Below are 26,737 nucleotides of genomic sequence, written 5' to 3' on the forward strand. Positions count from 1 at the left end.
GAATGAAATCGCCGACAGGCTCGGGGCTCTTTCCCGGCGCTCCGCCCCCTGCTAGGCGGGTCCTCCGCCCCAGGTCGTGCGGTTTGGGGGCGCGTAGCTCAATGGTTAGAGCCGACCGCTCATAACGGTCTGGTTGGGGGTTCGAGTCCCTCCGCGCCTACCACCCTCCCCGACAGAATGACGGCCCGGCTCTCTCGGGGAGAACCGGGCCGTCGGGAGCGCTCCGGGGGGAGAGGCGCTCAACCGGATACCTAGAAGCGGACGGAGGCCGTCACGCGGAAGGAATGCAGTTCGATCGAGTCGCTGGACCGGATCTGGTTCGTGCCGGCCGGATTGACCAGCAGGAAAGGATTGGTGGCCGGGGCCGTGCCCGGACCGGTGCGGACGACCAGAGCGTCGTTCACGTCGAGATCGGAGTACAGATACTCTACGCCCACGGTGATGTTGCTGGTCAGCCATTTCTCGACGCCCGCGCCCACCTGAAAGCCGTCGGCGTCGGTCGTGTCGCGGGTCGGGGTGAAGCTGTTGGCTGCGTTGGACGTGTAGTAGTTCTGCTCGACATTGGCGCGGGCGTAGCCGGCGGTCACGTAGGGCAAATAGGTCCCCATCGCGTAACCGACGCGGGCGCGGACGGCTGCGGTCGAGGTGATCTCACGCTCGAAGGTGTAGCTGGCGGGGGTCGTCGAGAAGGCGGTGACGGCGTCCTCCACGCCGGTGATGCCGACTTCGCCCACAATGCCGAAGACCAGGGCGCCCGACTGCCAGTCATAGCCGCCGCGAATGCCGACCTCGCCCGTGCCGTTCTCGTCATCCGAGCAGCCGGCGGCAGCGTTGTTGCCGTTCGGGCGGCCGTCGCAGAAGCCCGGAGAGAAGGCGTCGGCCGCCGCTGTGGTGCGGACCGTGTCGCCGTAGGTTCCGTCCAGGTTGGTGTCGAACAGGATGCGCTCGTCCTCATCCTGGGACGGCATCAGATAGCCTGCGTAGCCGCCGATATAGGCGCCGGACCAGTCCTGGGCAGAAGCGGGCACGGCGACCAGAGCGAGGGCGGCCGCGCTCACGGCGGCGAAGGTCTTGATCATCAACGTATTCCTTCAAGGGGCCGGAGAGGGCCTGACAGAAGGAAATACGCAGCTAGGCCGTTATGGACGCATTGCGGCCGGATTTTTGCCGCCGGTGCGACAACCCGCCGCTACCTGCGCCAGCGATCGTCCCCCCGGATTCGACCGCCATCGACATAACGGCCGTTGGAATCATACCAGCCGTCGCCCTGCTGGAAGCGGCCGTAGTTGTCCGGCATGTACGAATAGTCGTCGTAGGGATCGCCGTAGGCCCCGTCCATCTCATCCCACCAGTCGCGCGGGTAGGCGGTGAACTGGCAGTCGTAGCCCTGGTCCGGGCGCTGGTACCACTGGGGCGCATAGCGGTCCCGATAGCGCGCCTCCCACCGCGGGCGACACAGTTCGTCGGACCAGACCCGGTTGCCCGAGGCGTCCAGGGTGGCGCGATACTCGCGATAGAAGACCTCGCGCATGCCGACGAAGGTGTTGTTCTGGACGATGGCCCGGCCGGACTGGACGGCCACGCCGACCGAGGTCGCACGGACACGACTGTCGGTCAGGCTGAGCTCGCCGTTGTAGAGGACCGCGCCCTTGTCGGCCCGACAGATCTTGGATCCCGAGACGGTGACCGAAGCGCCCTCGACGGCGATGCCTTCGGAGAAGCCGCAGATCTTGGTATTGACCACCTCGACGCGGCCGTAGTCGCGGCGCGAGCGTACCGACAGGCCGATGGCGCGCGGGCCATAGTTGTTGGGCGACTCGACCCCGGTCAGGGTGACCGAATCGATGCGCGAAGGTTCGCCGTCTCCGGGCGTGATCTCGATGCCCGACTGCGAGCCCGAGATGACGGTCTCCCACAGATTGAGAGTCGCACCCTCGGCGACGATAGCCGGGGCGATCGTGCGGGCGTCGATGATGGTGTCGCGCAGATCGACCGTGCCGCCGTCGGCGAAGATGGCGGCCTCGTCGCCGGCGTGGCGGATGCCGACGCGGTTGCCGATGATCTGGCCGCCATAGCTGACGATACAGGCCGCGTCCCCGCCGCGCGGAGAGGCCAGGACGACGTCGCGCAGCTCAAGACGAACCCCGGACGCCACGGTGATGCAGGGCAGGCCGTCGGGAGCCTGCAGCGTGATGGCCGAGCCCTCGCCCCAGCGACGGGGATCGAAGCCGCCCTCGCCGATGATGGTCATGGGCTTGTCGACATTCAGCCAGCCGACGCAGGCGCCGCCGCGCGCCCGGATGACGAGGGTGCCGCCGGGGCGGACGCGCTGGACCGCCGCCTCGACTCCACCCGTGCCGGGATTGCCGCCGCAGTCGACGAGGACGATCTCCTCGCCGCCGGGGGTGATCGGGCCGCCATAGGGGGGCTGATAGCCGGAACGGAAGTTCGGATTATGGGAGCCGTAGTTCCAGCGGCGCGGCCGATTCTGACGCCGGCTCTGGCTTGCGGGCGGGTCCAGCAGCAGGCCGAAGTTCGGACGCGTCTGGCTTTCGACCCGGGCGGCCGTCTGGGCCTGGGCCTCGGGCGCCGCGACCGTCAGGCCGGCGGCGATGGCGAGGGCCGATAGGGTGAGCGTGATCGTCTTCATCGGTCCGGCCCCTCCTTAGCGGCGCTGCGAACGGGAAACCTGGGCCAGAACGGCCTGCAGGCGAGAGGCGGACGGGCCGAAGCCGGCCAGCGCCGAATCGATGCGAGAGGCGACGGCCTCCGCCTTGTCCTGATCCGCGACCCCGGCGACGCCGAGCGCGAAATAGGTCGATACGGCGAACTTGGCCTCGGGCGAGCCCTGCTTGTCGGCCTGGGAATACCAGTGGAAGGCGCGGGCATAGTCGGGCGGAACGCCGATGCCTTCGGAATACATCACCGCCAGCACCAGCTGGGCCTCCGATGAGCCGTTGACCGCCGCCAGCTGAATGGCGCGGACCATCTCCAGATAGGAGAGTCGCGATTCCATGTTGTGGCCGAGCATGGCCTCCAGCGTCTGGATCTGGCGGGCCGAGAGGTCGTTCGGGGCGGTCTTCACGTCTTCGGTCACGCCGAGGTAGCGCAGGGCGCGACCAACGTGGACGAAGGGCAGTTCCGTCATCCGGCCCAGCGCATATTCATAGGCGTCACCGCGCGGACGGCTCTCGTCCGAGAAGGGCACGCCCGAGGCCGGGGCCTCGTTCGGATAGAATTCGTAAGGCGGAACCCACTGGCGCGCCTTGGCCTCGACGAAGGCGCCGTAGCGCGACCGCCCCGGCGAGGACCGCTCGAAGTCCTTCAGCAGGACATAGGCGCCGACATCGCCCGTCTGAACCGCCAGGTAGTTGTACAGGTAGGCGTCGACGTCGTTCCTCGGGAACAGGCTGACGGCGGCATAGTAGCCGGCGCGACGGCGATCCGGCTGGCCGCCCGGATTGCGACCCCAGGCCTCGCGCGCCTGGGCATTGTCCTCGGGCTCGCCGAACGGACCGTAGAGGGCGTCGTGCAGCCGGGCCAGGGCGCGGAAGCCGTCCGCATCCTGGGTCGACAGGACGTAGATGATGCGGTTCCGGACCTCGGACTGCTCCTCCATCGTCATCCGCGACAGCTGCTCGTCAAGGCGACGATAGGCGACGTGGCGCTCCCAGGCCCGGCAGTCGTCGTACCGCGACACGTTGCGCAGACCGCCGAACAGGCCGCCGCGGTCCGCCCGGTTTATCGGGGCGTAGCCCTCATCATTGGCCAGGGCCATGCCGGTCCAGACCGCGCTCTCGATCGGGTCCTCGATATTCTTGTCGGTCGCCCTCAGCGCCGCATAGCGAGCGCCGAGTTCGAGCTGGGCGAAGAAATCTCCGCGGAATGCCGCGCGGCGGAGCTGGCGCAGACCGGCTTCCTGGGCATTAAACTCAGAGCCGGTGACGGACTGGGGTCGGGGGCAGGCGTTGGCCGCGGTGTTGTCGCCCTTGCGCCAGAAGGCCACGCCCTGATCGCTGCAACTGGCGACCGCGCCGGCGGTCAGGGCCAGGGCGGCGATGACAGCGACGGCCATGATCGGCCCCCGCAGGCGGGAGCCTCGCGAGCGGTCGTCATCTCTGGCGTCGCGATCGCGCATTCCCCTCACCCCGTTCCCCAAACCAACAAACTGGAAGCCCTGCAGCGGCTCGGCGTTAACCATTTCCCAAACCAACGGTTTGGTCCAGTGAACTTCCGATCATGGTTAACGCCGGTTTACGACAAAGCGTTGCCGCAAGATGGCCAGAATCGGGCGCGGCCAAGCTTAATCCACAGAAAACAGCGGTTTACGCTTGTGAGGCGAACGGTCCCTCGCACCCGGCGGCCCTGCGGCCTATATGCCGCGCTCGCCTGTCGAAGCTCTGGAGCCCGCATGTCCTACGTCGCCCGCGACGATCGCCCCGCCGACAAGGCCGCCCGCTATGCCGAGGTCGAGGCCGAGATTCTGGCGGTTCTGGACGGCGAGCCGAATGTGACGGCCCGTATGGCGACGGTGTCATCGATGCTGGCCGACGCCTTCGAGGACTATTTCTGGACCGGTTTCTATGTCGTTGACCCTGCCAAAGAGCGTGAGCTGGTGGTGGGCCCCTATCAGGGCACGCTCGGCTGCTTGCGAATCGCCTTCGGTCGCGGCGTCTGCGGTACGGCGGCCGAGACGCGGACGACCCAACTCGTCGAGGACGTCCACGCTTTCCCCGGCCACATCGCCTGCGACGGCAGGTCCGAAAGCGAGATCGTCGTCCCGGTCTTGGACGGCGGGGGCGACCTGATTGCCGTGTTCGACGTGGACGCGACGCGGAAGGCCGCGTTCGACGCGGTGGACGCCGAGGCGCTGGAGCGGTTGCTGGGCAAGGTGTTCGCCAGCTAAGCGTCTCCGATGCGCATCGGTATCGACTTCGGCGGAACCAAGATCGAGGCCGTGGGCCTGGATGCCGACGGCGGCGTCTTGGCTCGCAAGCGCGTGCCCAATCCCGGGGCCTATGACGCCGCCATCGACGCAGTCGCCGACCTGGTCGGCTTCGTCGAGCAGGAGAGCGGGCGGACCGGCACAGTCGGCATGGGCACGCCCGGGTCGCAGTCACCGCGCACCGGCCTCATGCGAAACTCCAACTCCGTCTATCTGAACGGGCGGCGGTTCGGCGACGATCTGGAGGCGCGGCTCGGGCGGCCGATCCGGCTGGCCAACGACGCCAACTGCCTGGCCCTGTCCGAGGCGACCGACGGCGCGGCGGCGGGAGCGAAGGTCGCCTTCGCCATCATCATCGGCACGGGCTGCGGCGGCGGACTGGTCGTGGACGGTTCGCTGGTCGAGGGCGTCGGCGGGGTCGCGGCCGAGATCGGCCACGTCAGCCTGCCCTGGCCGGCCGCCGGGGAAGCGCCGGGTCCGAAATGCTGGTGCGGCCTGCACGGATGCCTGGAGACCTGGGTGTCGGGCTCGGGCCTGCAGCGCGATCATCTTGAGCGGACAGGGCAGGCGCTGGACGCGCAGGGGATCGTAGCCGGGGCGCGCGCCGGTGAGGCGGCCTCGGTCGAAAGTCTGGATCGCTATGTTGACCGGCTGGGCCGGGCCATCGCCATGATCACGAACCTCGTCGATCCCGATGTCGTCGTTCTGGGCGGCGGGATGTCGAACGTGACGGAGCTGTATGAGCGGCTACCCGCCGTGGTCGAGCGTTACGCCTTCTCCGATCACTGGGCGGGCCGGATCGCGCCGGCGGTCTGGGGCGATGCCTCCGGCGTGCGCGGCGCGGCGCGGCTGTGGCCGCTGGACGAACCTCAAGGAGACACCCCATGACCACTCGCACCCTCGTCGTCACCGGCGGCCACGGCGTTCTCGGCAAGGCGGTCGTCGAGGCGGCGCTGGCCAGAGGCCTTAACGTCGCCCTCATCGACCATGCCACGGGCGAGGCGGCGCCAGATGGGGCGCTGGAGATCGGCGGGGTCGACCTGACCGACGCGAGCGCGACCGAAGCCGCCATAGCGAAGGTCGTCGAGCGGTTCGGCGGCATCGACGCCCTGCTGAATATCGCCGGCGGCTTCGTCTGGCAGACGACCGACGACGCCAGACCCGCGTGGGACAGGATGTTCGCGCTGAACCTGACCACCGCGCTGAACGCCAGCCGCGCCGCCCTGCCCCATCTGAGGGCGTCGACCGAGGGCCGGATCGTCAACGTCGGCGCCAATGGCGCGCTGAAGGCCGCGGCGGGCATGGGAGCCTATGGGGCGTCCAAGTCGGCAGTGCATCGCCTGACGGAGGCCTTGGCCGAGGAATTGAAATCGACCTCGGTGACCGTCAACGCCGTCCTGCCTTCGATCCTCGACACACCGCAGAACCGCGAGGACATGCCGGACGCCGATCCTGCAAAATGGGTCCAGCCGTCGGATCTGGCCGAGGTCATGCTGTTCCTCGCCTCGCCGGCGTCGCGCGCGATCACCGGCGCCCTGATCCCCGTCACGGGTCGCGTCTGAAGATGGATATCCCCCGCAGCCTCCTGTTCCTGCCCGCCTCCAACCCCCGCGCCATCGAGAAGGCGCGGGGCCTGGACTGCGACCTCGCCGTGCTGGACCTCGAGGACGCGGTCGCGCCCGAGATGAAGGCCGGGGCCCGGGCGGCGGCGGTCGCGGCCGTTCAAGCCGGCGGCTTCAGGGGATCGGTCGGGGTGCGGGTCAATGCGCTGGGGACCGAATGGGGCGAGGCGGACCTGGAGGCGCTGGCAGGCCTGCCGCTCGACTGGATCGTCGCGCCCAAGATCGAGGAGCCGGGCCTGATCGACGCCTATGACGCGCGCATGGATGAATCCGTGCGGCTCTGCGCCATGATCGAAACGCCCAGAGCCCTGCTCGATCTCTCACATATCGCAGGCGCAGGAGGGCCTCTGAGGGCGCTCATGCTGGGGGTCAACGACCTGGCGGCGACACTGGGGACGGGCGCATCGAAGGATCGCGAACCGCTGAAGCCCTGGCTGGCGGCGACGGTTGCGGCGGCGCGGGCGAACGGGCTGGCGGCCATCGACGGCGTGTTCAACGGGCTGACCGATCCGTACGGGCTGGCCGCCGAGTGCGCACAGGGGCGGCTCTACGGCTTCGACGGCAAGAGCCTGATCCATCCGAACCAGATCGAGGCGGCCCACGAGGCTTTTTCTCCGACCCCGGACGAGCTCGCACAGGCTCAGGCCATCGTCGATGCCTTCGCCGCTCCGGAGGCGGACGGATCGGGCGCGATCCGGGTCGCCGGCGCTATGGTCGAACGGCTTCATCTCGCACGCGCACAGGCCCTGCTGGCGCGCGCCGCTGCGAGCCGATAGACCGTCAGCCGAGCTCGGCGAAAGCGTAACGGTTGCAACACCCTGTCCTCCTCAGCACGGATGAGCCCGGCGGTTCGCCCCGGCGAGCCTGGGTGTGTTCTCCGGGGATCTTGGAGGTCCCGTTCCTGCGGACCTTCCTGCCCGAACTGGAGCTGGTCGCCAGCCCTTTCGCGGCCGTCGATGCGGTTGTCGGCTGGGGTCTGAAGCCGACATCGAAGGCGGGACGAAATAGGGCAGTGGCGAAAAACCTGCCCTATCTGGCGCTGGAGGACGGGTTCCTCCGATCCATCGGGCTGGGCGAGACCGGCGCCGCTTCGCTGAGCCTGATCGTCGACGACATCGGCGTCTACTATGACGCCACTCGCCCCTCGCGGCTGGAACAGCTGATCGAGACCGCGCCTGACTGGTGCGACCCCGCTATGCACGCCCGCGCTGCCGCCCTGATCGCGCGCGTGGTCGCCTCGGGCCTGTCGAAAACGAATATGGGCGGCCTCCTCGACCGGTCGATCCTCAAGCCCGGCCCGCGCATCCTGCTGGTCGACCAGACGGCGGGCGACGCCTCGATCGGCAACGGTCTGGCCGGCCCTGAGAGTTTCGCGGCGATGGTCCGGACGGCGAAGGCCGAGCATCCCGACGCCCAATTGATCGTCAAACGTCACCCGGCTGTGGCGGCGGGCAAGAAGAAGGGCTGTATCGCCGATGCGGACCTGAAGGGCGTCACCCTGCTGGACGCCGACGTGCGTCCGGCCGAGCTGCTGGCCGAGGTGGATGCGGTCTGGTGCGTGACCTCCGCGCTCGGGTTCGAGGCCCTGCTGCGCCGCCTGCCCGTCCGCTGTTTCGGCGCCTCCTTCTATTCGGGGTGGGGCCTGACGACGGACGAGGTGCAGACCGGCCGACGCGGCGTCCGGCGCGATCTGGAGACCGTCGCCGCCGCCGCCTTGATCGCCTATCCCCGCTATGTCGATCCGGTGACCGGACTGCGCTGCGAAGCCGAGGCGGCGATCGACCGGCTGATCTCACTGCGGGACCGGGCCGAGCGCCTCGCGGGATACTGGGCCGGGGTCGGCTTCTCGCCCGCGAAACGCCCGCCGATCCGGCGGCTGCTGAACGGCCCGCGCACGACCATGAAGTACTTCGCCTCCGCCAGCCGCGCTGCGGCCAAAGCTGAGGAGACCGGCGGCCGACTGATTTACTGGGCCGGCAAGGAGACGGCGGAGATCGCCGGCGTCGCCGCGACCACCTCCGCGCCGGTGGTGCGGATGGAGGACGGCTTCATCCGCTCGCGCGGCCTGGGCTCGGACTTCTTCGGGGCGCTCAGCGTCGCCTTGGACGACCAGGGCGTCTACTACGACCCGACCAAACCCTCACTGCTGGAAAGCCTGATCGAGGGCGGGACGCAGACACCGGAGATGCTGGCGCGCGCCAAGGCCGTGCGCGCACGCGTCGTCGACGCCGGTCTGTCCAAATACAATCTGGCCGGAGCCGGACGCCGCCCCGACTGGCCCGGCGGCGCCCGCAAGGTCCTGGTCGTCGGCCAGGTCGAGAACGACAAGTCGATCCTGAAGGGCTGCGGGGATATCCGCACCAACTCGGGTCTCGTCGAGGCGGTGCGGGCCGACTATCCGGACGCCTTCCTGATCTACCGCAACCACCCCGATGTCATGAGCGGCAACCGGCCGGGCATGCTCGACGCCTCGGCGATCCATGCGGTGGACGCGATAGCCGACGATTTCGACATCATCGACTGTCTGGAGGCCTGCGACGTGCTGGCGACCCTGACCTCCCTGTCGGGGTTCGAGGCGTTGCTGCGCGGCAAGGCGGTGGCGACCTATGGCCGGCCCTTCTACGGCGGCTGGGGGCTGACGCAGGATCGGATGACCTATGAGCGCCGCACGCGCCGGGCGAGCCTCGATGCGCTGGTGGCCGCGGCCCTGATCGAGTACCCGATCTATGTCACGCCAGAAGGCTGGCCCTGCGAGGCCGAGGATCTGGTCGCTGCCCTGATCGCCGCGCGCAACGACCCTCCGCCCGAGGCTCCGCCTCACCAGATCGCGCGTTGGTGGAAGGGCATGCTCGCCAGTCTCGACCGCCGCCCGCCACCGGCCTATTGAATCCATCAACGGGGGCAATGACATCCCTCGAACGGGACGCACCAAACCGTCCCTCAAGCAGCGAGGCTCCGCGAGCCGAGCGATAGGGACGAAAAAAGAGTGCCACACGCCGTCATCGCCGCCACCGGCCTGTTCACCCCCGAACAGTCGATCTCGAACGCCGAACTGGTGGAGGCCTACAACGCCTGGGCCGAGAACTGGAACAGGGATCACGCGCTGCAGATCGCCGAGGGCGATGTCGCGGCCCTGACGCCCTCCTCCGTCGAGTTCATCGAGAAGGCCTCGGGCATCAAGAGCCGGTTCGTGCTCGACAAGGCCGGTGTGCTCGACCCCTCACGGATGGCGCCACGCATCCCCGAACGCGGCAACGACGAGCTGTCGATCATGGCCGAGATGGCGGTCAAGGCGGCACGTCAGGCGATCGAGGCCTGGGGCAAGCCGGTCTCGGAGATCGGTGCGGTCCTGTGTGCCGCGTCCAACATGCCCCGCCCCTATCCGGCCCTGGCTGTCGAGATCCAGCAGGCCTTGGGCATCGAGGGTTTCGGATTCGACATGAACGTCGCCTGTTCCTCTGCCACCTTCGGCATCAAGACCGCGGCGGACTTCATCGCAAACGACCCGACCAAGGCCGTGCTGATGGTCAACCCGGAGGTCTGTTCGGCCCACCTGAATTTCACCGACCGCGACAGCCACTTCATCTTCGGCGACGTCTGCACCGCCGTGATCGTTGAGAGCTCCGAGACAGCGGGACCCGGCGGCTGGGACATCCTCGGCACGCGACTGAAGACGGTCTTCTCCAACAACATCCGCAACAACTTCGGCTTCCTGAACCGCTGGGCTCAGGAAACGGGCGCGGGTCCGGACGAACGCGCAGCCGGCCAGCAGGACGACAAGCTGTTCATCCAGCAGGGTCGCAAGGTCTTCAAGGATGTGGTGCCGATGGTGTCGGACATGATCGTGGACCACGCGGGCGACCTCGGCATCGAACCAACCGGCCTGAAGCGGATGTGGCTGCACCAGGCCAACATCAACATGAACCAGATGATCGGCCGCAAGGTGCTGGGCCGCGACCCGGAGCCGAACGAGAACGTCATCATCCTGGACGAGTACGCCAACACCTCCTCGGCCGGTTCGGTCATCGCCTTCCACCTGCATCAGGACGGCTTCGAGGCCGGCGATACGGGGCTGATCTGCAGCTTCGGCGCGGGATATTCGGCCGGGACGGTCTTCGTGCGGAAACGCGCCTGATCACGAACTGATGACCCGACAAACACCGGCTTAGCTTGCGTCCGGCGGCTGTCTCTGGGAGGACTTCGCCACCAGACGCCGCCCGGAACGGAGTCCCCGGATGAGCCAAGCGCCCGCCAAGCCCAACTTCCTCGAATCCCTCGCACGAGACGTCGCGATGGTGCTGAAATCGCTCGGCGGTTCGGCGCATCAGGACACGGTCATCGATTGCGTGGCGGCGCTCAGGCGTACGCGCGGAGAGCCGGTGACGCAGGACCTGAAACAGGCGATCGTCGAGGCTTTCGAGGAATTCTCCGAATGGTTTGCCCGTCCGTTCGGCGCGGGCTCCAAACGCTGGGCCCTGATCGCCGAGCCCGGCTGAAGGGGCGCCCCGCCCGCGATGCGGACGGGGCTCCATCTCATTTTCTAGAAGCGACGCACGTAGCTGACACCGTAGGTGTCGACCTCGCTGCCGTTGTCGTCGGTGAAGTCACGGCGCGTCCAGTCCGCACGTACGCCGTTCTGCGCGTCGAAGAAGTAGTTGCCGCCGACCCCGTAGTTGACGCTCTCGCCATCGGCCTCGGCGCGGACGCCGGCGGCCTCAGCCTTGATCGAAGTCGTGCCGTAGCCGACGCGGCCGAACAGTTCGAGGTTCGGCGACACCGGCAGGATGCCGACGGCGTAGGCGGCGGCGTCATAGTCGTGTTCGACCTTGGCGTTCACGCCGGCGACGGTGACGTTGTCGTCACGGACGCCGATTGAGGCCTCGCCTTCCACGGCGAAGTTCGGATGCAGGCGAGCCGTGGCCCGACCCGTGATCGCACCAAGATCGGCGCCGTCGGCGTCCAGAGCGGTATAGCCGGCCGAGCCCGACCATTGCGGCGTCGAGATCTTCTGAGCCATCGCAGGCACGGCGAACAGTGAAATAGCGGCGGTCGCGAGAAGAATGTTACGCATAGTTTCTATAACTCCTAGATGTGGGAACGTTGTCCCTGCCCCATCCAGCGAGTGCACAAGTATGTACTCCGCCGGGTCGTTCCATGGCCGGATGATTACAGACTGGAGACTGTGCGTGCCGAAGCACAGACGGCGTTATACTCGCCGCCTTGTCGCCCTATTCCATCGTTGACAGCAGGGTCGCGGCCATTCCGTTGAGCGGAGCGGCGATGCCGTGGACGGCGCCCAAGCGGGCAATGACGCCGTTGCGGGCGTCCCACTCCATCGAACGGCCGGCGAGACGGTCGCCGAGAAGCGAGTTGACCGAGTCTGGCGGTGAGGTCTCGGCCCGCTCCACGACCCAGTCGGGGATGTGGTCGCCGAGATCCGCGCCCTCAGCCCGGCCGACGAGCACGCATTCGCGCACCATAGCCCGCATCAAGGCGGCGACGCCCGCCTCACGCACCACGCCGCCGGGGAGGCCGGTCAGGGCGTTGACCGCCCCGGCGCAATTCAGGCTGAGCTTGGTCCAGGCGACGGTGGTTAAGTCCCCGGTCGTCGAGGCGTCAATGACGCTCCCGGCGAACAGGGCGACGAAGGTCTCGCCCGCCTCGCCAGCCGGGACCACGATCGTGCCATCGCGCCGGTGCTGGATGCGACCGGGGGCGCTGCGTTCGGCTGGAATGTCGACGACCACCGGGACGATTCGCTCGCGGGCGACGAAGGGAGCGAACCGTTCGACGTGCTCGACGCCGTTCTGGAGCACGGCGACATGGGTGTTCGGCCCGACCAGAGGCGCGAGCCAGCGCGAGGCGGCGGCGACGTCATAGGCCTTGGTCGCGACGAGGACCCAGTCGACGGGGGCGGTGATCTCGGCTGGATCCGTGACCACGCGGGGGCTGGCCTCGATCAGGCGGCCGTCGGGTGCTTCGACCACCAGACGGTCCAGCGGCGTACGGGCGCACAGGGTGACCGACGACACGAGCGGGCTGTGCGACAGCCAGGCCGCGACCGTGCCGCCGATGGCTCCGGGGCCGACGACGGCGATAGAGAGCTTTGCGGGAGAGGTCATCAGCGGGACTTATGCCCTGCCCCGCGCCCCCGCAACGCGATCACCGATCCTTTTCGCGGGCCTCGCCGCCGCGGGTGACCAGGGCCGCCTGCGCCGCCGCCAGACGGGCGATCGGCACGCGATAGGGGCTGCAGCTGACGTAGGCCAGGCCCACTTCCTCGCAGAAGGCGATCGAGGCGGGGTCGCCGCCGTGTTCGCCGCAGATGCCCATCTTGATATCGGGACGGACCGCCCCGCCCCGCTCGGCGGCGATGCGGATCAGGTCGCCGACGCCTTCCTGATCGAGGCGGACGAAGGGATCGGTCTCGAAGATGCCCTTGTCCATGTAGGCCTGCAGGAACCGACCCGAATCGTCGCGGCTGATGCCGAAGGTGGTCTGGGTCAGGTCGTTGGTGCCGAAGGAGAAGAACTCGGCATGCTCGGCCAGATCGCCGGCGCGCAGGGCCGCGCGCGGCAGTTCGATCATGGTGCCGACCAGATATTCGACGCTGTCGCCGGTCTTGGCGAAGACGTCGCGCGCAGTGCGGTCGGTCAGCTCGCGCAGGTATTTCATCTCCAGACCCATGGCGACCAGAGGGTGCATGATCTCGGGGATCGGGGCTTCGGCAGCGGTTTTCTTGACCTCCAGCGCGGCCTCGAGGATCGCCCGGACCTGCATCTCGTAGATCTCGGGATAGGCGACGCCGAGACGGCAGCCGCGGTGGCCGAGCATCGGGTTGGTCTCGTGCAGTTCGCGGGCCCGACGCTTCAGCTTGGCGGCGTCGATGCCCGAGGTGGCCGCCAGCGCGTCGATGTCCTCGTCGGAGTGCGGGATGAACTCGTGCAGGGGCGGGTCGAGCAGGCGGACCGTGACGGGCAGGCCGGCCATGATGGTGAACAGCTCGACGAAGTCCGACTTCTGGAACGGCTCGATCTTGTCGAGCGCCGTGCGGCGGCCGGCCTCGTCGTCGGCCAGGATCATCTCGCGCACGGCGGCGATGCGGGCCTCGTCGAAGAACATGTGCTCGGTGCGGCACAGGCCGATGCCCTCGGCGCCGAAGCCGCGCGCAGTGCGGGCGTCGAGCGGGGTTTCGGCGTTGGCGCGGACCTTTAGGCGGCGGACCTTGTCGGCCCAGGCCATCAGGGTCTGGAAGTCGCCGGTCAGTTCCGGCTCGATCATGGCCACGGCGCCGTCCAGCACCTCGCCCTTCGAGCCGTCGATGGTGATGACCTCGCCGGCCTTGAAGGTGCGCCCGCGCGCGGTGAAGGTCTGGGCCTGTTCGTCGATATGGATCTCGCCGGCGCCGGAGACGCAGGGACGGCCCATGCCGCGCGCCACGACGGCCGCGTGGCTGGTCATGCCGCCGCGCGCCGTGACGATGCCGCGCGCCGCGTGCATGCCGTGGATGTCCTCGGGCGAGGTCTCTTCGCGCACCAGAATCACGGCGTCGCCGAGCTGGTTGAGGCGCTCGGCCTCATCGGCGTCGAAACAGATCTTGCCGGTCGCGGCGCCTGGGCTGGCGGGAAGTCCGGCGGCCACGACGTTGCGGGTCGCGTTGGGGTCCAGCGTCGGGTGCAGCAATTGGTCGAGAGCCGACGGCTCGACGCGGCTGATCGCCTCTTCCTGGGTAATAACGCCCTCGGCGGCGAGGTCGACGGCGACCTTCAGCGCCGACTTGGCGGTGCGCTTGCCGTTGCGGGTCTGCAGCATCCACAGCCGGCCCTGTTCGACCGTGAACTCGATGTCCTGCATGTCGCGGTAGTGGCGCTCCAGCGTGCCGACGACGTCGACGAACTGACCGAAGACGACGGGCATGGCCTCTTCCATCGAGGGGGCGGTCTCGCCCATCTCCTCGCGGCCGTCCTTCGTCAGCGACTGGGGCGTGCGGATGCCGGCGACGACGTCCTCGCCTTGGGCGTTGATCAGGAACTCGCCGTAAAGTTTCGCTTCGCCCGTCGAGGGGTTGCGGGTGAAGGCGACGCCGGTGGCCGAGGTCTCGCCCATGTTGCCGAACACCATCGACTGGATGTTGACGGCGGTGCCCCAGCTTTCGGGGATGTCGTGCATGCGGCGATAGAATTTCGCCCGGTCGTTCATCCAGCTGGCGAAGACGGCCGAGACGGCGCCCCACAGCTGTTCGTTCGGATCCTGAGGGAAGGCGCGGCCCAGTTCGCGTTCGACCACGGCCTTGTACTCGGTGACGACCTTTTCCCAGTCGGCGGCCGACAGGTCGGTGTCGACGGTGACGCCCAGGCGATCCTTGTGGTCGTCGAGGACTTCCTCGAAGTCGTCGTGGGACAGGCCGAGAACCACGTTGGAGTACATGGTGATGAACCGGCGGTAGCTGTCGAAGGCGAAGCGACGGTCGCCAGACAGCTTCGCCAGACCCTCGACCGTCTCGTCGTTGAGACCGAGGTTCAGGACCGTGTCCATCATCCCCGGCATGGAGGCGCGGGCGCCCGAGCGGACGGAGACGAGGAGCGGGTTGGAGGCGTCGCCGAAAGTCTTGCCGACGATCGATTCGACGGCCTTCAGACCGGTCGCGACCTGTTCGGCGAGGTCGCCCGGATAGGCGTTGCCGTTGGAGAAATAGTGGACGCAGGCTTCGGTCGTGACGGTGAAGCCGGGGGGCACCGGGAGGCCCAGCTTCGCCATCTCGGCCAGGTTCGCGCCCTTGCCGCCCAAGAGGTTCTTCATCGACGCATCGCCGTCGGCGGAACCGCCACCGAAGCCGTACACCCACTGAGTCATCGGTAGTCCCCTGAAGTCGGATCGTGCCGGCGGGTTGCCCCCGCTCGCGTGCGGCCCTGACTACAATGCTGCGGACGCGAAGGCGAGGCCGGCCTGTAACAAAGGGTGATGGGTTGTTTCGGTTCCGGCGTTTCCTGCGCGGGAAACGCCGGATCGGGCGATCAGGCCAGCATGCGGACATTGGGCTCGCGGGCCCACTGTCTCGTGGCGGCCGCCGGCAGCCAGGCGTCGGCGCCGCCGGACAGATCGACCACGCCGTCGTCCGGCTCGACATTGGCCTTGTCCAGCAGCGGCTGCGACTCTGCGGTGAAGCCGATCGCTTTCAGATGGCCGAATGCGTGGGCGACGAAGTCGATGGCCGCGCCCTCCTTGGTCAGTTCGGCGCAGCCGGCCTCCGACAGAACCAGGGCGACCGCGTCGAACACCACCGACGGGGAGCCGGCCAACTGACCATCGGCCTTCAGCTTCCTGCCGCCCTTCAGGGTCACGCCGCCGATCTTGGGAGCCACGATCTTGACCGTCGCGCCCGCCCCTTTGGCCGCCGCCTTGACCGCATCGATGACCGCGCCGTCCGCGCCGTCGGTGACAAGAATGCCGACCGCGCGGCCCTTCAGCGTGTCGGGATATTTGCCGACGATGCGAAGAGCGGGCGAGGCGTCCATGTCGAAGGGTTCGCTCGCGGCCGGATTGGCGGCGGGCAGTTTGACGTTCAGGCCGTCGGCCACGCGCTGGGCTAGGGTCGCATCGACGTTCTGGAGATTGCCCAGAACCCGGTCGCGGACGTGGTCCATCGTCACCTTGGACAGTTCGAACACCAGGGCGCTGGCCAGGTGGGCCTGTTCGATCTCTGTCTGGCTCTGGAAGAACAGCCGCGCCTGCGAATAGTGATCGGCGAAGGTCTCTGCGCGGATGCGGACCTTGGTTCCCTCCACAGGCTGTTCGAACGAGCGGAAGCCGCCCTTGGAGTCCTCGCGCGGCCCACCGTCCTCGCCCGCCTGGGACAGGCTGTTGGGCTCATAGTTGGCGCGGCCCTTGGGGACCTGCATCTGCATGTGACCATCGCGCTGCATGTTCTGGAACGGGCAGCCCCTGGCCTGATTGATCGGCAGCTGATGGAAATTGACCGTGCCCAAGCGCGACAGCTGGGTGTCCTGGTACGAGAACAGCCGGCCCTGCAGCAGGGGATCCTCGGAAAAATCGATGCCCGGCGGGATGTTGGTGGGCAGGAAGGCGACCTGCTCCGTCTCGGCGAAGAAATTGTCCGGGTTGCGGTTCAGGGTCATCTTGCCGATGACGCGCAGCGGATACAGTTCTTCCGGGATCAGCTTGGTCGAATCCAGCACGTCGAACGGCAGGGCGTCGGCCTCATCCTGCGTCAGTAGCTGAACCGCCAGATCCCACTCGGGGAAGTCGCCCGCGTCGATGGCCTCGAACAGGTCGCGACGGTGGAAGTCCGGATCGGCGCCCGCGATCTTGACCGCCTCGTCCCAGCAGGTCGACTGGGTGCCGAGACGCGGCCGCCAGTGGAACTTCACCAGCGTCGCCTCGCCCGCCGCGTTGATCAGGCGGAAGGTGTGGACGCCGAAGCCCTCGATCATGCGCAGGGAGCGCGGGATAGTCCGGTCGGACATCGCCCACATGACCATGTGGGTGCTTTCGGGCATCAGGCCAATGAAGTCCCAGAAGGTGTCGTGAGCCGACGCCGCCTGCGGATAGCCCCGGTCCGCCTCCATCTTCACCGCGTGGATCAGATCGGGGAATTTGATCGCGTCCTGGATGAAGAAGACCGGGATGTTGTTGCCGACGAGGTCCCAGTTGCCTTCGGACGTGTACATCTTGACCGCAAAGCCGCGAACGTCGCGCGGGGTATCGACCGATCCCGCACCTCCGGCGACGGTGGAGAAGCGGGTGAACAATTCTGTCTGCTTGCCGACCTCGGTCAGGATTTTCGCGGTGGTGTAGTCGGCTAGGCTTTCGGTCAGTTCGAACACCCCGTGGGCGGCCGAGCCGCGCGCGTGGACGATCCGTTCGGGGATCCGCTCATGGTCAAAATGCTGGATCTTCTCGCGCAGGACGAAGTCTTCCAGCAGGTGCGGCCCGCGCGGACCGGCCGACAGGGTGTTCTGGTTGTCGCTGACCGGGACCCCGTGGTTGGTCGTCAGCCGTGTCTCGGGTGTCGAAGCGGTCTGATGGGTCTCCCCGGCATTGCCGAGGGTCGTGGGGGTCTTGGCGGTGGGCATGCGAGCGTCCTGACTGCGGGTTGCGGTCAGAACGCGCCGTTATCCTCAAGGTCTCAGCTTAGCCGCTAGACAGGTCGATCTGTCTGTTCGGCGACGTTTGGCCCCTACCCCGCCACCTGTCCGAAGTCGGCGACCTTGCCCATGACCGTGCGGACCTGACCCAGCAGCTTCAGGCGGTTGTCGCGCTCGGCGGCCACGTCGGAGTTGACGAGGACGTCGGTGAAGAAGGCGTCAACCGGGGCGCGCAGGGCGGCCAAGGCCGTCATAGCGGCGGCGAAGTCCTCGGCGTCCAAGGCCGCATCGACGGCCGTGCGAGCGGCTTCAGCGGCGAAGGCGAGCTTCGTCTCGGCCTCGGGCTGATTCGGCAGGCCGGTCTGGACCATGCCGGTCGGGACGGCGCCCTTCTTCTCCTCGGCCTTGAGGATGTTAGAGGCGCGCTTGTAGCCGGCCAGCAGGTTGGCGCCGTCGTCGGTGGCGAGGAAGGCGTCGAGGGCCTCCACCCGACGCACGATGCGCACGAGGTCGTCGTCGACCCCAGAGAACGAACCCGCATCAATGAGATCGTGTGATAGGCCCCGGTCGCGGAGGCTGACCTTCAGTCTCTCGATTATGAAGTCAGCCACGTCGTTGCCGGGGGTCCGACGATCTTCGGCAACCAATCTACCTTTAAAGGTCTTCAGCTCGGGATAGGTAATCACGCGGTCGGCAAAAGGCTCTAGCCATCTCGGCATAGGAATGGCGTGCGGGCCGTTCCCGAAGGGGTTGAAGTAGGCTTCTTCGACCCGGGCAGAAGGGTCGGTTCGCAATATGTCCGCTACGCGATGGGACTCGGACAGCTCAGAGGCGGAAAAGCGCGCGTCGCTCTCCAGCACCAGCCGGATCACGCCCAGCGCCGCACGCCTCAGCGCAAACGGGTCCTTCGAGCCTGTGGGCTTCTCGTCGATGGCGAAGAAGCCGGCGAGGGTGTCGAGCTTGTCGGCCAGGGCGACAGCGACCGTCAGGGGTGCGGTCGGGACCGTGTCGGCCGGACCCTGCGGCTTGTAGTGGTCGCGGATGGCGTCGGCGATGGCGTCGGGCTCGCCGAAGGCGCGGGCGTAGTAGCCGCCCATCACGCCCTGAAGCTCCGGGAACTCGCCGACCATGCCGGAAGCCAGGTCGGCCTTGGCGAGGCGGGCGGCGCGTTCGGCCTCGTCGGGGTTCGCGCCGACCAGCGGGGCGATCTCGCGGGCCAGGGCGGCGATGCGCTCGACACGCTCGGCCATCGTGCCCAGCTTGGCGTGGAAGGTGACGCCGCCGAGTTTCGACAGCCAGGCGTCGAAGCCGACCTTGCGGTCCTCGTCCCAGAAGAAGCGGGCGTCGTTCAGGCGGGCGGACAGGACGCGGCTATTGCCGGCGGCCAGGGCGGCGCCGCCGTCGGTGGCCTCGACATTGGCGACGACGATGAAGTTCGGAGCCAGCTTGCCGGTCTTCGGATCGCGGACGGCGAAGTATTTCTGGTGCACCTTCATCGACAGGCGCACCACCTCGGGCGGCAGGTCGAGGAACTGCGGGTCCATGTCGCCCAGGATGGGCGTCGGCCATTCGGCGAGGCCGGCGACCTCCTCCAGCAGGCCGTCGTCGTCGACCAGTTCGAGGCCCTTGGCGTGGCAGGCGGCGCGGGCGGCCTCGAGTATCTTCAGCTTGCGGTCGGCGACGTCGAGGATGACGAACTGCTGTTCCAGCTTCGCGCGATAGTCGGCGAAATCCTTGACCGCGAACGGCTGGCCGGAGCCGAGGAAGCGGTGCCCCTCGGTCGTGTCGCCGCTGACGATGCTTCCAGCGCCGGGAGACCCGTCCGCGATGGCGAACGGCACGATGCTGCCGTCGAACAGACAGACGATCCGCTTCAGCGGCCGCACCCAACGCAGGGTCGCGTCGGCCCAGCGCATCGACTTGGGCCAGGGGAAGTTCCGGATCACGTGCTCGACCGTCTCAGCGACGACGGCGGTCGTCTCGACGCCCTTCTGGTCGATGACGGCGAACAGGACGCCGTCGCGCTCGGTCAGTTGCTCACGCGTCAGGCCGGTCTTGCGCAGGAAGCCCTCCAGCGCCTGTTCCGGGGCGTTGGCGCGCGGGCCCTTCAGTTCTTCGGAGCGATCCGGGGTCGCGGTCGGCAGGCCTTCGATGACGAGCGTCAGACGGCGTGGCCCGGCGTATGTCGTCAGGGCGTCCCAAGTTAAGCCGGCGGCCTTCAGCCGTTCGGTCGCCATGCGTTCGAGGTCGCGCGCGGCGCCCGATTGCATGCGGGCGGGGATCTCTTCGGAGAACAGTTCGAGGAGGAGTTGGGGCATCAGGCGGTTTTCCGCTCTTGTTCGACGTAGGCCAGCGCGCAGGCTTTGCAGAGGTCGCGGATGCGGCCGATGTAGCTCTGGCGTTCGGCGACGGCGATGGCGCCGCGGGCGTCCATCAGGTTGAACAGGTGGGAGGCCTTGAGGACTTGGTCGTAGGCCGGCAGGACAAGCTGCTGACCTTGCGGGCCGGTCATGGCGAGCAGGCGGGTCGATTCCGCCTCCATGTCCTCGAACCGGCGCTTCAGGCCCTCGACGTCATAGCCGTGGAAGTTGGCTTCCGACTGCTGGCGTTCGTTTTCAAGGAAGACCTCGCCATAGGTCAGGCCGTCCTTGTTGAACTTGAGGTCATAGACGTCGTCGACGCCCTGGACGTACATGGCGAGGCGCTCCAGCCCGTAGGTCAGCTCGCCCGAGACGACGTCGCATTCGATGCCGCCGACGCCCTGGAAATAGGTGAACTGGGTCACCTCCATGCCGTCGCACCAGACCTCCCAGCCCAGACCCCAGGCGCCGACGGTCGGGTTCTCCCAGTCGTCCTCGACGAAGCGGATGTCGTGCAGCTTGGGATCGATGCCGATGGCGTGCAGCGAGCCGAGGTAGAGGTCCTGCAGGTCCGCCGGGTTCGGCTTCAGGATGACCTGAAACTGGTAGTAGTGCTGGAGCCGGTTGGGGTTCTCGCCATAGCGGCCGTCTCCGGGGCGGCGACTGGGCTGGACATAGGCGGCCTTCCACGGCTTCGTGCCGAGCGCGCGCAGGACCGTGGCGGGGTGGAGCGTGCCGGCCCCGACCTGTTCATCATACGGCTGCAGGATCGCGCAGCCGCGATCGCCCCAGTATTTCTGAAGGGTCAGGATCAGGTCCTGGAAGGCGAGCGGTTCGGTCGGTGCGGCCACGGGGAGTCTTTTTGGGCAAAGAGAAAGGCGGCGGACCCTAGGGTCTGCCGCCTCTCAACTCAACACGCGTAAGGCTGATTAGGCCTGCGGCGTGGGGACCGGAGCCGGGGTCGGGGTTTCGTCGGCGTCCTCGTCATCGGCCTGACCGTCGGTCGGGTTCGGGACGGTCGGCGAGGCGAGGGTCGTGGTGGTCGCGGCCGGCTGGCCGTTCGGGGCGTTCACACCGGTCGCCGGACGGGTCGTGGTCGTCGTGGCGGTCGGCGAGGCTGTCGTGGGCGACGGCACGGCGGGCGTGGTCGGGGCCGGGGTCATCGTCGGAACGGTCGGCGCGGCGGCGGCCGGAGCCGGGGCAGCGGGCGTGGTCGGCGGCGGGGCGACGGCGCCTTCGTCCATGGCGCTGTCGGCGCCCATGGAGTCGGCGGTGGCCGAGTCGGCGGCCGGCGGGGTCACTTCATCGGTCGGCGGGGTCGCCGTGGCCGTGTCGTCGGCGGCAGGCGTGGCCGTGGTCGCCTCTTCGGCATCGCCGTTGGCGACCAGCGAATCGGCGGGGTTGAGCACCCGGTCGATGATGAAGACGGCGCCGTTGCCGGCATCGATGTCAGCGGTCGTCACGGTCGCATTGTCGACCTTGATGGCGTCGCCGGTGCCGTCCAGCTGGACTTCGGTGGTGGCGGCGGTCTGGACGCCGCCCTTGGCGCCCTCGATCTGGCTCGACTGAACGTCGGCGACGACCACGTGATACAGCAGCAGCTGACGCAGCTCATTGACATTGGCCGGGTCCAGCAGACGCGTGCGGTCGGCCTCGGACAGGGCGGCGAAGGCCGCGTCGGTCGGGGCGAAGATCGAGATCGCCGGCTGGGTGCTGAGCGTTTCGGTCAGCTGGGCGGCGTCGAGGGCGCCCAGCAGGGTCGTGAACTGGCCGTTGGCGCGCAGGACATCGACGACATTGTTCTGGATAGCCGCAGCCGGGGCGGGCGTGGCGGAGGCTGCGGTGGCCGCATCCTGGGCCGGGGCGGCGACCGGCGTTTCGGCCGGTTCCTCGGCGGCGACCGGCGGGGTCGTGGAGGGCGCCATGGGCGAGGCCGGGGCGGTTTGGGCGAAGGCGGAGCCGGCGGCGAACAGGGCCACGGCGGCGGTCGCGCTCAAAAGACGGGTGCGAAGCATGACAGTATCCTTTCAATGCTGCACAGGCCGCCGGGGAGGATACGCTCGCGGCCCGTTACTCAGTGTTACGAAGCCAATGAAAGCTTCTCACACCGTGCAGGTTCCACATCGTGTCGTTATTTGCAGCGACAAGGCGTAGCTTTGGGCGATCTCTGGGCCATCTCTCGACAGTCGTCCCGCGCGTGACTTTACTCGGCCTTATTGTGCCGCTTGCGCCGCATCGTCGCCTAAGACTGTCGCCTCGACCCACCAATTGCCGTGTTCGCCGCGCAGGTTAGCGGCGGCGCGGGCTGCGGCCTCCGCGTCCTCGAACAGGCCGAAGACGGTGGCGCCCGATCCCGACATCCGCGTCAGCCGCGCCCCGGTCGCCGCCATCGCGGACAGGGCCACCCCGATCTCCGGCTCCAGAGAGACGGCCGGTCCCTGAAGGTCGTTCCTCTTCGACGCCAGCCAGTCGATCACGGTCGCGGTCGACCAGTCGGCGGCCGGCGCGGGACGGGCGGCTGTCTTGGGCGCTCCGGCGTCATAGGCGCGATAGACGGCTCCGGTCGGCGACGGGCGGCCGGGATTGGCGAGAACCGCGTGCAACGGCGGAAACGCGGGCTCGAAGGTCAGGCGGTCGCCGACACCCTCCGCCCAAGCGGATCGCGCCGCGAAGCACATGGGACCGTCGGCGCCGACGACGCGTGAAATCCGCGCCAGTTCGGCATCGGGCAGGTCGATCTCCAGCGCCCTCGCCGCCAGCCTCAGGGCGCTGCCGGCGTCCGACGACCCGCCGCCCAGGCCCGCCGCGATCGGGAGGCTCTTCTCCAGTGTGACAGCAAGGCACGGCTCGCCGATGCCAGCCACCTGCCCAAGCTCGCGCAGGACCCGAAGGATCAGGTTGTCGCCCTCCCCCTCCAGAGCACTCGCGAACGGGCCGGTGACCGTCAGGGACAGGCGATCCGCGCGGCTCATCCGGACCCGGTCGCCGACATCGGCGAAGGCCACCAGGCTGGACAGCGGGTGGTAGCCGTCGGCGTCGATCGCACCGACATGGAGGAACAGATTGACCTTTGCCGGAGCGAGCGCCGAGAGCGTATCGGGCCGGGGCGTGCTCAGAGCTCAAGCCCCTCGGTCAGCTTGCGCTCGACCTCGGCGCGACGCTCGTCGTCGGGGTTCAGGGTGAGGACGCGGTTCCACTGGAAACCCGCCTCGCGCCGACGTCCGACCTGCCAGTAGGCGTCGCCGAGGTGGTCGTTGATCTCGGCGTTGGCCGGTTCCTTGGCGACGGCCTGTTCGAGGGTTTCGACGGCGGTGTCGTACTGACCCTGACGATACTGGGCCCAGCCGAGGCTGTCCTGGATATTGCCATCGCCGGGTTGGGCGGCATGGGCGCGGGCGATCATCGCGGCGCCTTCCTCGACGCGCGTCCCCGAGTCGACCCAGAGGTAGCCGAGGTAGTTCAGATAGGACGGCTCCTCGGGCTGCGCCTGCAAGGCCGCCCAAAGCTGGGCCTCCGCCTCGGGGATCCGGCCCAGGGATTCATAGGCGGCGCCTCTCATGAAGCGAACCTGGGCGCCCTGGTTTTCCGTGTCGAGAAGCGGGCTGTTCAGCAGCGCCAGCGCCTCGTCATAACGCTGCATCTGCAGCAGCTGACCGGCGGTGACGAAGGCGATGGCCGGATCGTTCGGGCTGGCCTCACGCGCGGACTGGAAGGCGGCGAGGGCCTCGTCCAGCCGCAGCTCCTCGGCCAGGCTCAGGCCGATGGCGACCTGGGCGGCGGCATAGAGAGGCGCGTCGCTGCGCGGCACGCGGGCCATGGCGGCCCGGGCGGCGGTATCGAGGTTCGCCTTGGCCAGGGTCTGGCCCAGCAGATACAGGCTCTCCGGCTCCGTCTTCAGATTCAACGACAGGCGCAGATAGACGACCGCGAACTCGTTGGCGTTCTCGCTGGTCGCCTGACGCGCGGCGATGATCAGGGCGCGGGCGGCGCCGTCGCGATAGTCGGGCAGGGCCGGCGGCCGCGCCCGGGCCTCGACACGCGCCTTGGCGGAAACGATCGCCGGATCCTGCGAGCCGGCGGCCAGGGTGGAGTCATAGAAGGCGAGAGCCTCCGCACGCTTGCCGCGGCGCTCGAGGAACTCGCCATAGGCGGCGCGGAACAGGGGGGCGGCGCGGGCGTCGAACGCGAGGGCGTGAAGCTCGGTCTCCGCCTCGTCGAAGCGTCGGCGATGCTCCAGCAACTGGGCGTGGTAATAGCGGCCGAACAGGACGGTGATCGGATCGCCGGTCGGGTTGGGCTCGGCCAGGGCGGTGTCCCAGTCCCCGGCGGCGGCCGCCACCCACGGCCCGATCAGGGCGGCCGCGCGGGCGTGGGGGGCGAGAACGGGACGTGTCTTCAGCGCCTCGTTGGCCGCGCGCGCATCGCCGGCGACGAAGGTCTGCACCACCGACACCAGGGCGCCGGCCTCGGCGAAGGCCGCAGGCGAGGTCCCGGAATCGGGCGAGATGCGCGCGGCGACGTCCAGATCCCCGGCCAGAAGGGCGGCGGTGAAAGCCTGGTCGCGGACAGCCGGCTGTTCCGGTGTCAGGCTCTCGACGGCGCTCAGATAGTCGGCGCCGGTCCCGGCCTCGCCGCGGCTCAGAGCGGATCGTCCCGAGAGATAGAGGCCATAGGCCGTGCGGCCCTCCTCATCGCGCGGAGCGGGGGACCAGATCCGGGGAATGGCCTCGATGGTCGGCGCAGGAGAGTCGGCATTCTCCCCCACCACGATCAGAGGCGCGAGCGGCGGCGCAACGGGCGGCGCCGGGATCCGCGGTTCGGGAATGACATCCTGAATCCGCGGCGCCGGGTCGGCCACCGGCGGCGCCTCCTGCGCGAAAGCGGGCGCCGCCGTCAGGGCGGTGAAGGCGATGAGGATCGAACGGAGGGAGGCGTGACGCATTCGCCGACATTCACCGGCTTATGCGGCGACGACAAGGCCCCTCGCCTCCCCGGCGGGTCTACATGTTCGGATAGTTCGGGCCGCCGCCGCCTTCCGGGGTCGTCCAGACGATGTTCTGCGACGGATCCTTGATGTCGCAGGTTTTGCAGTGGACGCAGTTCTGGGCGTTGATGACGAACTTCGGATCGGTCTTCGCCGCCTCGTCGGCGTAGACGACCTCGTAGACTCCGGCCGGGCAGTAGAGGCGCGCGGGCTCTCCGTATTTCGGCAGGTTGACGCGGATCGGCACGGTCGGATCGATCAGCTTCAGGTGGGCCGGCTGTTCCTCGGCGTGATTGGTGTTGGAGATGAACACGCTGGAGAGCTTGTCGAACGACAGCTTTCCGTCCGGCTTGGGATAGGCGATCGGCTTGTGCTTCGAAGCCGGCTCGGTCGATTGCGCGTCGGTCTTGGCGTGCTTCTGGGTGCCGAACACCGACAGGCCGCCGAATACCGTGCCGAACCACATGTCGAAGACGCCGAGCGCCCCGCCCAGGGTCGTGCCGAACTTCGACAGGAAGGGCTTGGCGTTGCGGACCGCCTTGAGCTCCTTCGCCACCCAGCTGTTTTCATAGGCCGTCTGGTATTCGACCAGTTCGTCGCCCGAACGGCCGGCCATGACGGCGTCATAGGCGGCGTCGGCGGCTAGCATCCCGGTCTTCATGGCGTTGTGGCTGCCCTTGATGCGCGGAACGTTCACGAAGCCGGCCGAGCAGCCGATCAGGACGCCGCCGGGGAACGACAGCTTCGGCACCGACTGGAAGCCACCCTCGGTTATCGCCCGCGCGCCGTAGGAGATGCGGGTCCCGCCCTCCAGGTGTTCGGCGATGGCGGGGTGGTGTTTGAAGCGCTGGAACTCGTCGAAGGGCGACAGGAAGGGGTTCTTGTAGTTCAGGTGCACGACGTAGCCGATGGCGACGTAGTTGTCCCCGAAGTGGTACATGAAGGAGCCGCCGCCGGTGAACTCGTCCAGCGGCCAGCCGGTCGTGTGCTGGGCCAGGCCGGGCTGATGTTTTTCGGGCGGGACCTGCCACAGCTCCTTGAGCCCGATGCCGTATTTCTGCGGCGACTTTCCGGCCTGCAGCTTGTGGCGGGCGGTGATGGTCTTGGCCAGCGAACCGCGCACGCCCTCGGCGATGAAGACGTATTTGCCGTGCAGTTCGATGCCGGGCTGGAAATCGCCGGTCGGGGCGCCGTGCTTGTCGATGCCGAAGACGCCGGCGACCACGCCCTTGACCCGGCCCGACGGCTCGTCCCAGACGACGTGGCTGGCGGCCATGCCGGGATAGACCTCGACGCCCATGCCTTCGGCCTGTTCGCCGAGCCAGCGCGTGACGTTACCGAGCGAGGCGATGTAGCAGCCGTCGTTGTGCATCATCGGCGGCAGCATCGCCATCGGCAGGCTGACCTGGCCCATCGGCCCGAGGACCATGAACCGGTCCGTGGTCACCGGCGTCTCCAGCGGCGCGCCCATGGCCTTCCAATCGGGGAAAAGCTCGTTCAGCGCCTTGGGGTCGATGACGGCGCCCGACAGGATATGGCCGCCGATCTCGGCCGACTTCTCCAGCACGGCGACGGCGATCTCCTTGCCGTCCTTCTCGGCGCGCTGCTTCAGGCGGATGGCGGCGGCGAGGCCGGCCGGGCCGCCGCCGACGATCAGGACGTCGTATTCCATGACCTCGCGCTCGACGCCCTGCAGGGCTTCAAGCGGCGGGAGGTTGTCC

The 26,737-nt window shown here is 68.1% G+C and carries 20 protein-coding genes and 1 tRNA gene; 8 read left to right on the forward strand and 13 right to left on the reverse strand.

All coding sequences use genetic code 11. The features are described from left to right. Positions 1-87: 87 nt before the first annotated feature. A tRNA-Ile gene (locus ACQY68_RS14020) sits at positions 88-163 on the forward strand. A gap of 88 nt (positions 164-251) precedes the next feature. On the opposite strand, the gene ACQY68_RS14025 is transcribed toward ACQY68_RS14020, so the two are convergent. The 3 genes from ACQY68_RS14025 to ACQY68_RS14035 all read right to left on the reverse strand — a co-directional run bounded on the left by ACQY68_RS14025 (position 252) and on the right by ACQY68_RS14035 (position 4,075). After that, a complete protein-coding gene (locus ACQY68_RS14025) occupies positions 252-1,079 on the reverse strand; it encodes an outer membrane protein (protein WP_428150140.1) in 828 nt (275 codons plus the stop codon). 110 nt (positions 1,080-1,189) lie between these two features. Beyond that, entirely contained in the window at positions 1,190-2,650 is a 1,461-nt protein-coding gene (locus ACQY68_RS14030; RefSeq protein ID WP_428150141.1) for a hypothetical protein, read from the reverse strand. Positions 2,651-2,665: 15 nt separating this feature from the next. Further along, positions 2,666-4,075, reverse strand: a complete 1,410-nt coding sequence (locus tag ACQY68_RS14035; protein WP_428150142.1) for a tetratricopeptide repeat protein — start codon at positions 4,073-4,075, stop codon at positions 2,666-2,668. Positions 4,076-4,411: 336 nt separating this feature from the next. Between ACQY68_RS14035 and ACQY68_RS14040 the strand changes: the two genes are divergently transcribed. From ACQY68_RS14040 to ACQY68_RS14070, 7 genes are all read left to right on the forward strand, one after another. Beyond that, on the forward strand, positions 4,412-4,906 hold the full coding sequence (locus tag ACQY68_RS14040) for a GAF domain-containing protein (protein WP_428150143.1): 495 nt from the start codon (positions 4,412-4,414) through the stop codon (positions 4,904-4,906). A gap of 9 nt (positions 4,907-4,915) precedes the next feature. Next, positions 4,916-5,833, forward strand: a complete 918-nt coding sequence (locus ACQY68_RS14045; protein ID WP_428150144.1) for an ROK family protein — start codon at positions 4,916-4,918, stop codon at positions 5,831-5,833. Continuing rightward, positions 5,830-6,507, forward strand: coding sequence for an SDR family NAD(P)-dependent oxidoreductase (locus ACQY68_RS14050; protein ID WP_428150146.1), 678 nt, complete (start codon positions 5,830-5,832; stop codon positions 6,505-6,507). The genes ACQY68_RS14045 and ACQY68_RS14050 overlap by 4 nt, the downstream gene beginning before the upstream one ends. A gap of 2 nt (positions 6,508-6,509) precedes the next feature. After that, positions 6,510-7,343, forward strand: coding sequence for an HpcH/HpaI aldolase/citrate lyase family protein (locus ACQY68_RS14055; RefSeq protein ID WP_428150148.1), 834 nt, complete (start codon positions 6,510-6,512; stop codon positions 7,341-7,343). Between the two features lie 110 nt (positions 7,344-7,453). Beyond that, positions 7,454-9,454 (forward strand): capsular polysaccharide biosynthesis protein, encoded by a 2,001-nt coding sequence (locus tag ACQY68_RS14060; protein ID WP_428150149.1) that lies wholly within the window; start codon positions 7,454-7,456, stop codon positions 9,452-9,454. A 99-nt stretch (positions 9,455-9,553) separates the two neighbouring features. Further along, a complete protein-coding gene (locus tag ACQY68_RS14065) occupies positions 9,554-10,702 on the forward strand; it encodes a beta-ketoacyl-ACP synthase III (RefSeq protein WP_428150150.1) in 1,149 nt (382 codons plus the stop codon). Between the two features lie 100 nt (positions 10,703-10,802). Beyond that, complete coding sequence (locus ACQY68_RS14070; protein WP_428150152.1) at positions 10,803-11,063, forward strand: hypothetical protein; 261 nt, start codon at positions 10,803-10,805, stop codon at positions 11,061-11,063. A gap of 44 nt (positions 11,064-11,107) precedes the next feature. On the opposite strand, the gene ACQY68_RS14075 is transcribed toward ACQY68_RS14070, so the two are convergent. The 10 genes from ACQY68_RS14075 to ACQY68_RS14120 form a co-directional block, all read right to left on the reverse strand. Beyond that, positions 11,108-11,638, reverse strand: a complete 531-nt coding sequence (locus tag ACQY68_RS14075; RefSeq protein ID WP_428150154.1) for a porin family protein — start codon at positions 11,636-11,638, stop codon at positions 11,108-11,110. A gap of 157 nt (positions 11,639-11,795) precedes the next feature. Then, a complete protein-coding gene (locus ACQY68_RS14080; RefSeq protein ID WP_428150155.1) occupies positions 11,796-12,689 on the reverse strand; it encodes a 2-dehydropantoate 2-reductase in 894 nt (297 codons plus the stop codon). 40 nt (positions 12,690-12,729) lie between these two features. Further along, positions 12,730-15,420, reverse strand: coding sequence for a pyruvate, phosphate dikinase (gene ppdK / locus ACQY68_RS14085; RefSeq protein WP_428150157.1), 2,691 nt, complete (start codon positions 15,418-15,420; stop codon positions 12,730-12,732). A 161-nt stretch (positions 15,421-15,581) separates the two neighbouring features. Further along, positions 15,582-17,660, reverse strand: coding sequence for a catalase (locus tag ACQY68_RS14090; RefSeq protein WP_428150158.1), 2,079 nt, complete (start codon positions 17,658-17,660; stop codon positions 15,582-15,584). A 104-nt stretch (positions 17,661-17,764) separates the two neighbouring features. Continuing rightward, positions 17,765-19,990: a glycine--tRNA ligase subunit beta gene (gene glyS, locus ACQY68_RS14095; RefSeq protein WP_428150159.1), complete on the reverse strand. Its 2,226-nt coding sequence runs from the start codon at positions 19,988-19,990 to the stop codon at positions 17,765-17,767. Next, positions 19,990-20,883, reverse strand: coding sequence for a glycine--tRNA ligase subunit alpha (locus ACQY68_RS14100; RefSeq protein WP_428150160.1), 894 nt, complete (start codon positions 20,881-20,883; stop codon positions 19,990-19,992). The genes glyS and ACQY68_RS14100 overlap by 1 nt, the downstream gene beginning before the upstream one ends. Positions 20,884-20,961: 78 nt before the next feature. Further along, entirely contained in the window at positions 20,962-22,047 is a 1,086-nt protein-coding gene (locus ACQY68_RS14105; protein ID WP_428150161.1) for a fasciclin domain-containing protein, read from the reverse strand. A gap of 198 nt (positions 22,048-22,245) precedes the next feature. After that, positions 22,246-23,148 (reverse strand): 4-(cytidine 5'-diphospho)-2-C-methyl-D-erythritol kinase, encoded by a 903-nt coding sequence (locus ACQY68_RS14110; RefSeq protein ID WP_428152673.1) that lies wholly within the window; start codon positions 23,146-23,148, stop codon positions 22,246-22,248. Next, a complete protein-coding gene (locus ACQY68_RS14115; protein ID WP_428150163.1) occupies positions 23,145-24,974 on the reverse strand; it encodes a tetratricopeptide repeat protein in 1,830 nt (609 codons plus the stop codon). The genes ACQY68_RS14110 and ACQY68_RS14115 overlap by 4 nt, the downstream gene beginning before the upstream one ends. A 58-nt stretch (positions 24,975-25,032) precedes the next feature. Continuing rightward, a complete protein-coding gene (locus ACQY68_RS14120) occupies positions 25,033-26,688 on the reverse strand; it encodes an electron transfer flavoprotein-ubiquinone oxidoreductase (protein ID WP_428152674.1) in 1,656 nt (551 codons plus the stop codon). Positions 26,689-26,737 lie beyond the last annotated feature (49 nt).

The sequence above is a fragment of the Brevundimonas sp. genome, from assembly GCF_965278935.1.
Classification (GTDB): Bacteria; Pseudomonadota; Alphaproteobacteria; order Caulobacterales; family Caulobacteraceae; genus Brevundimonas.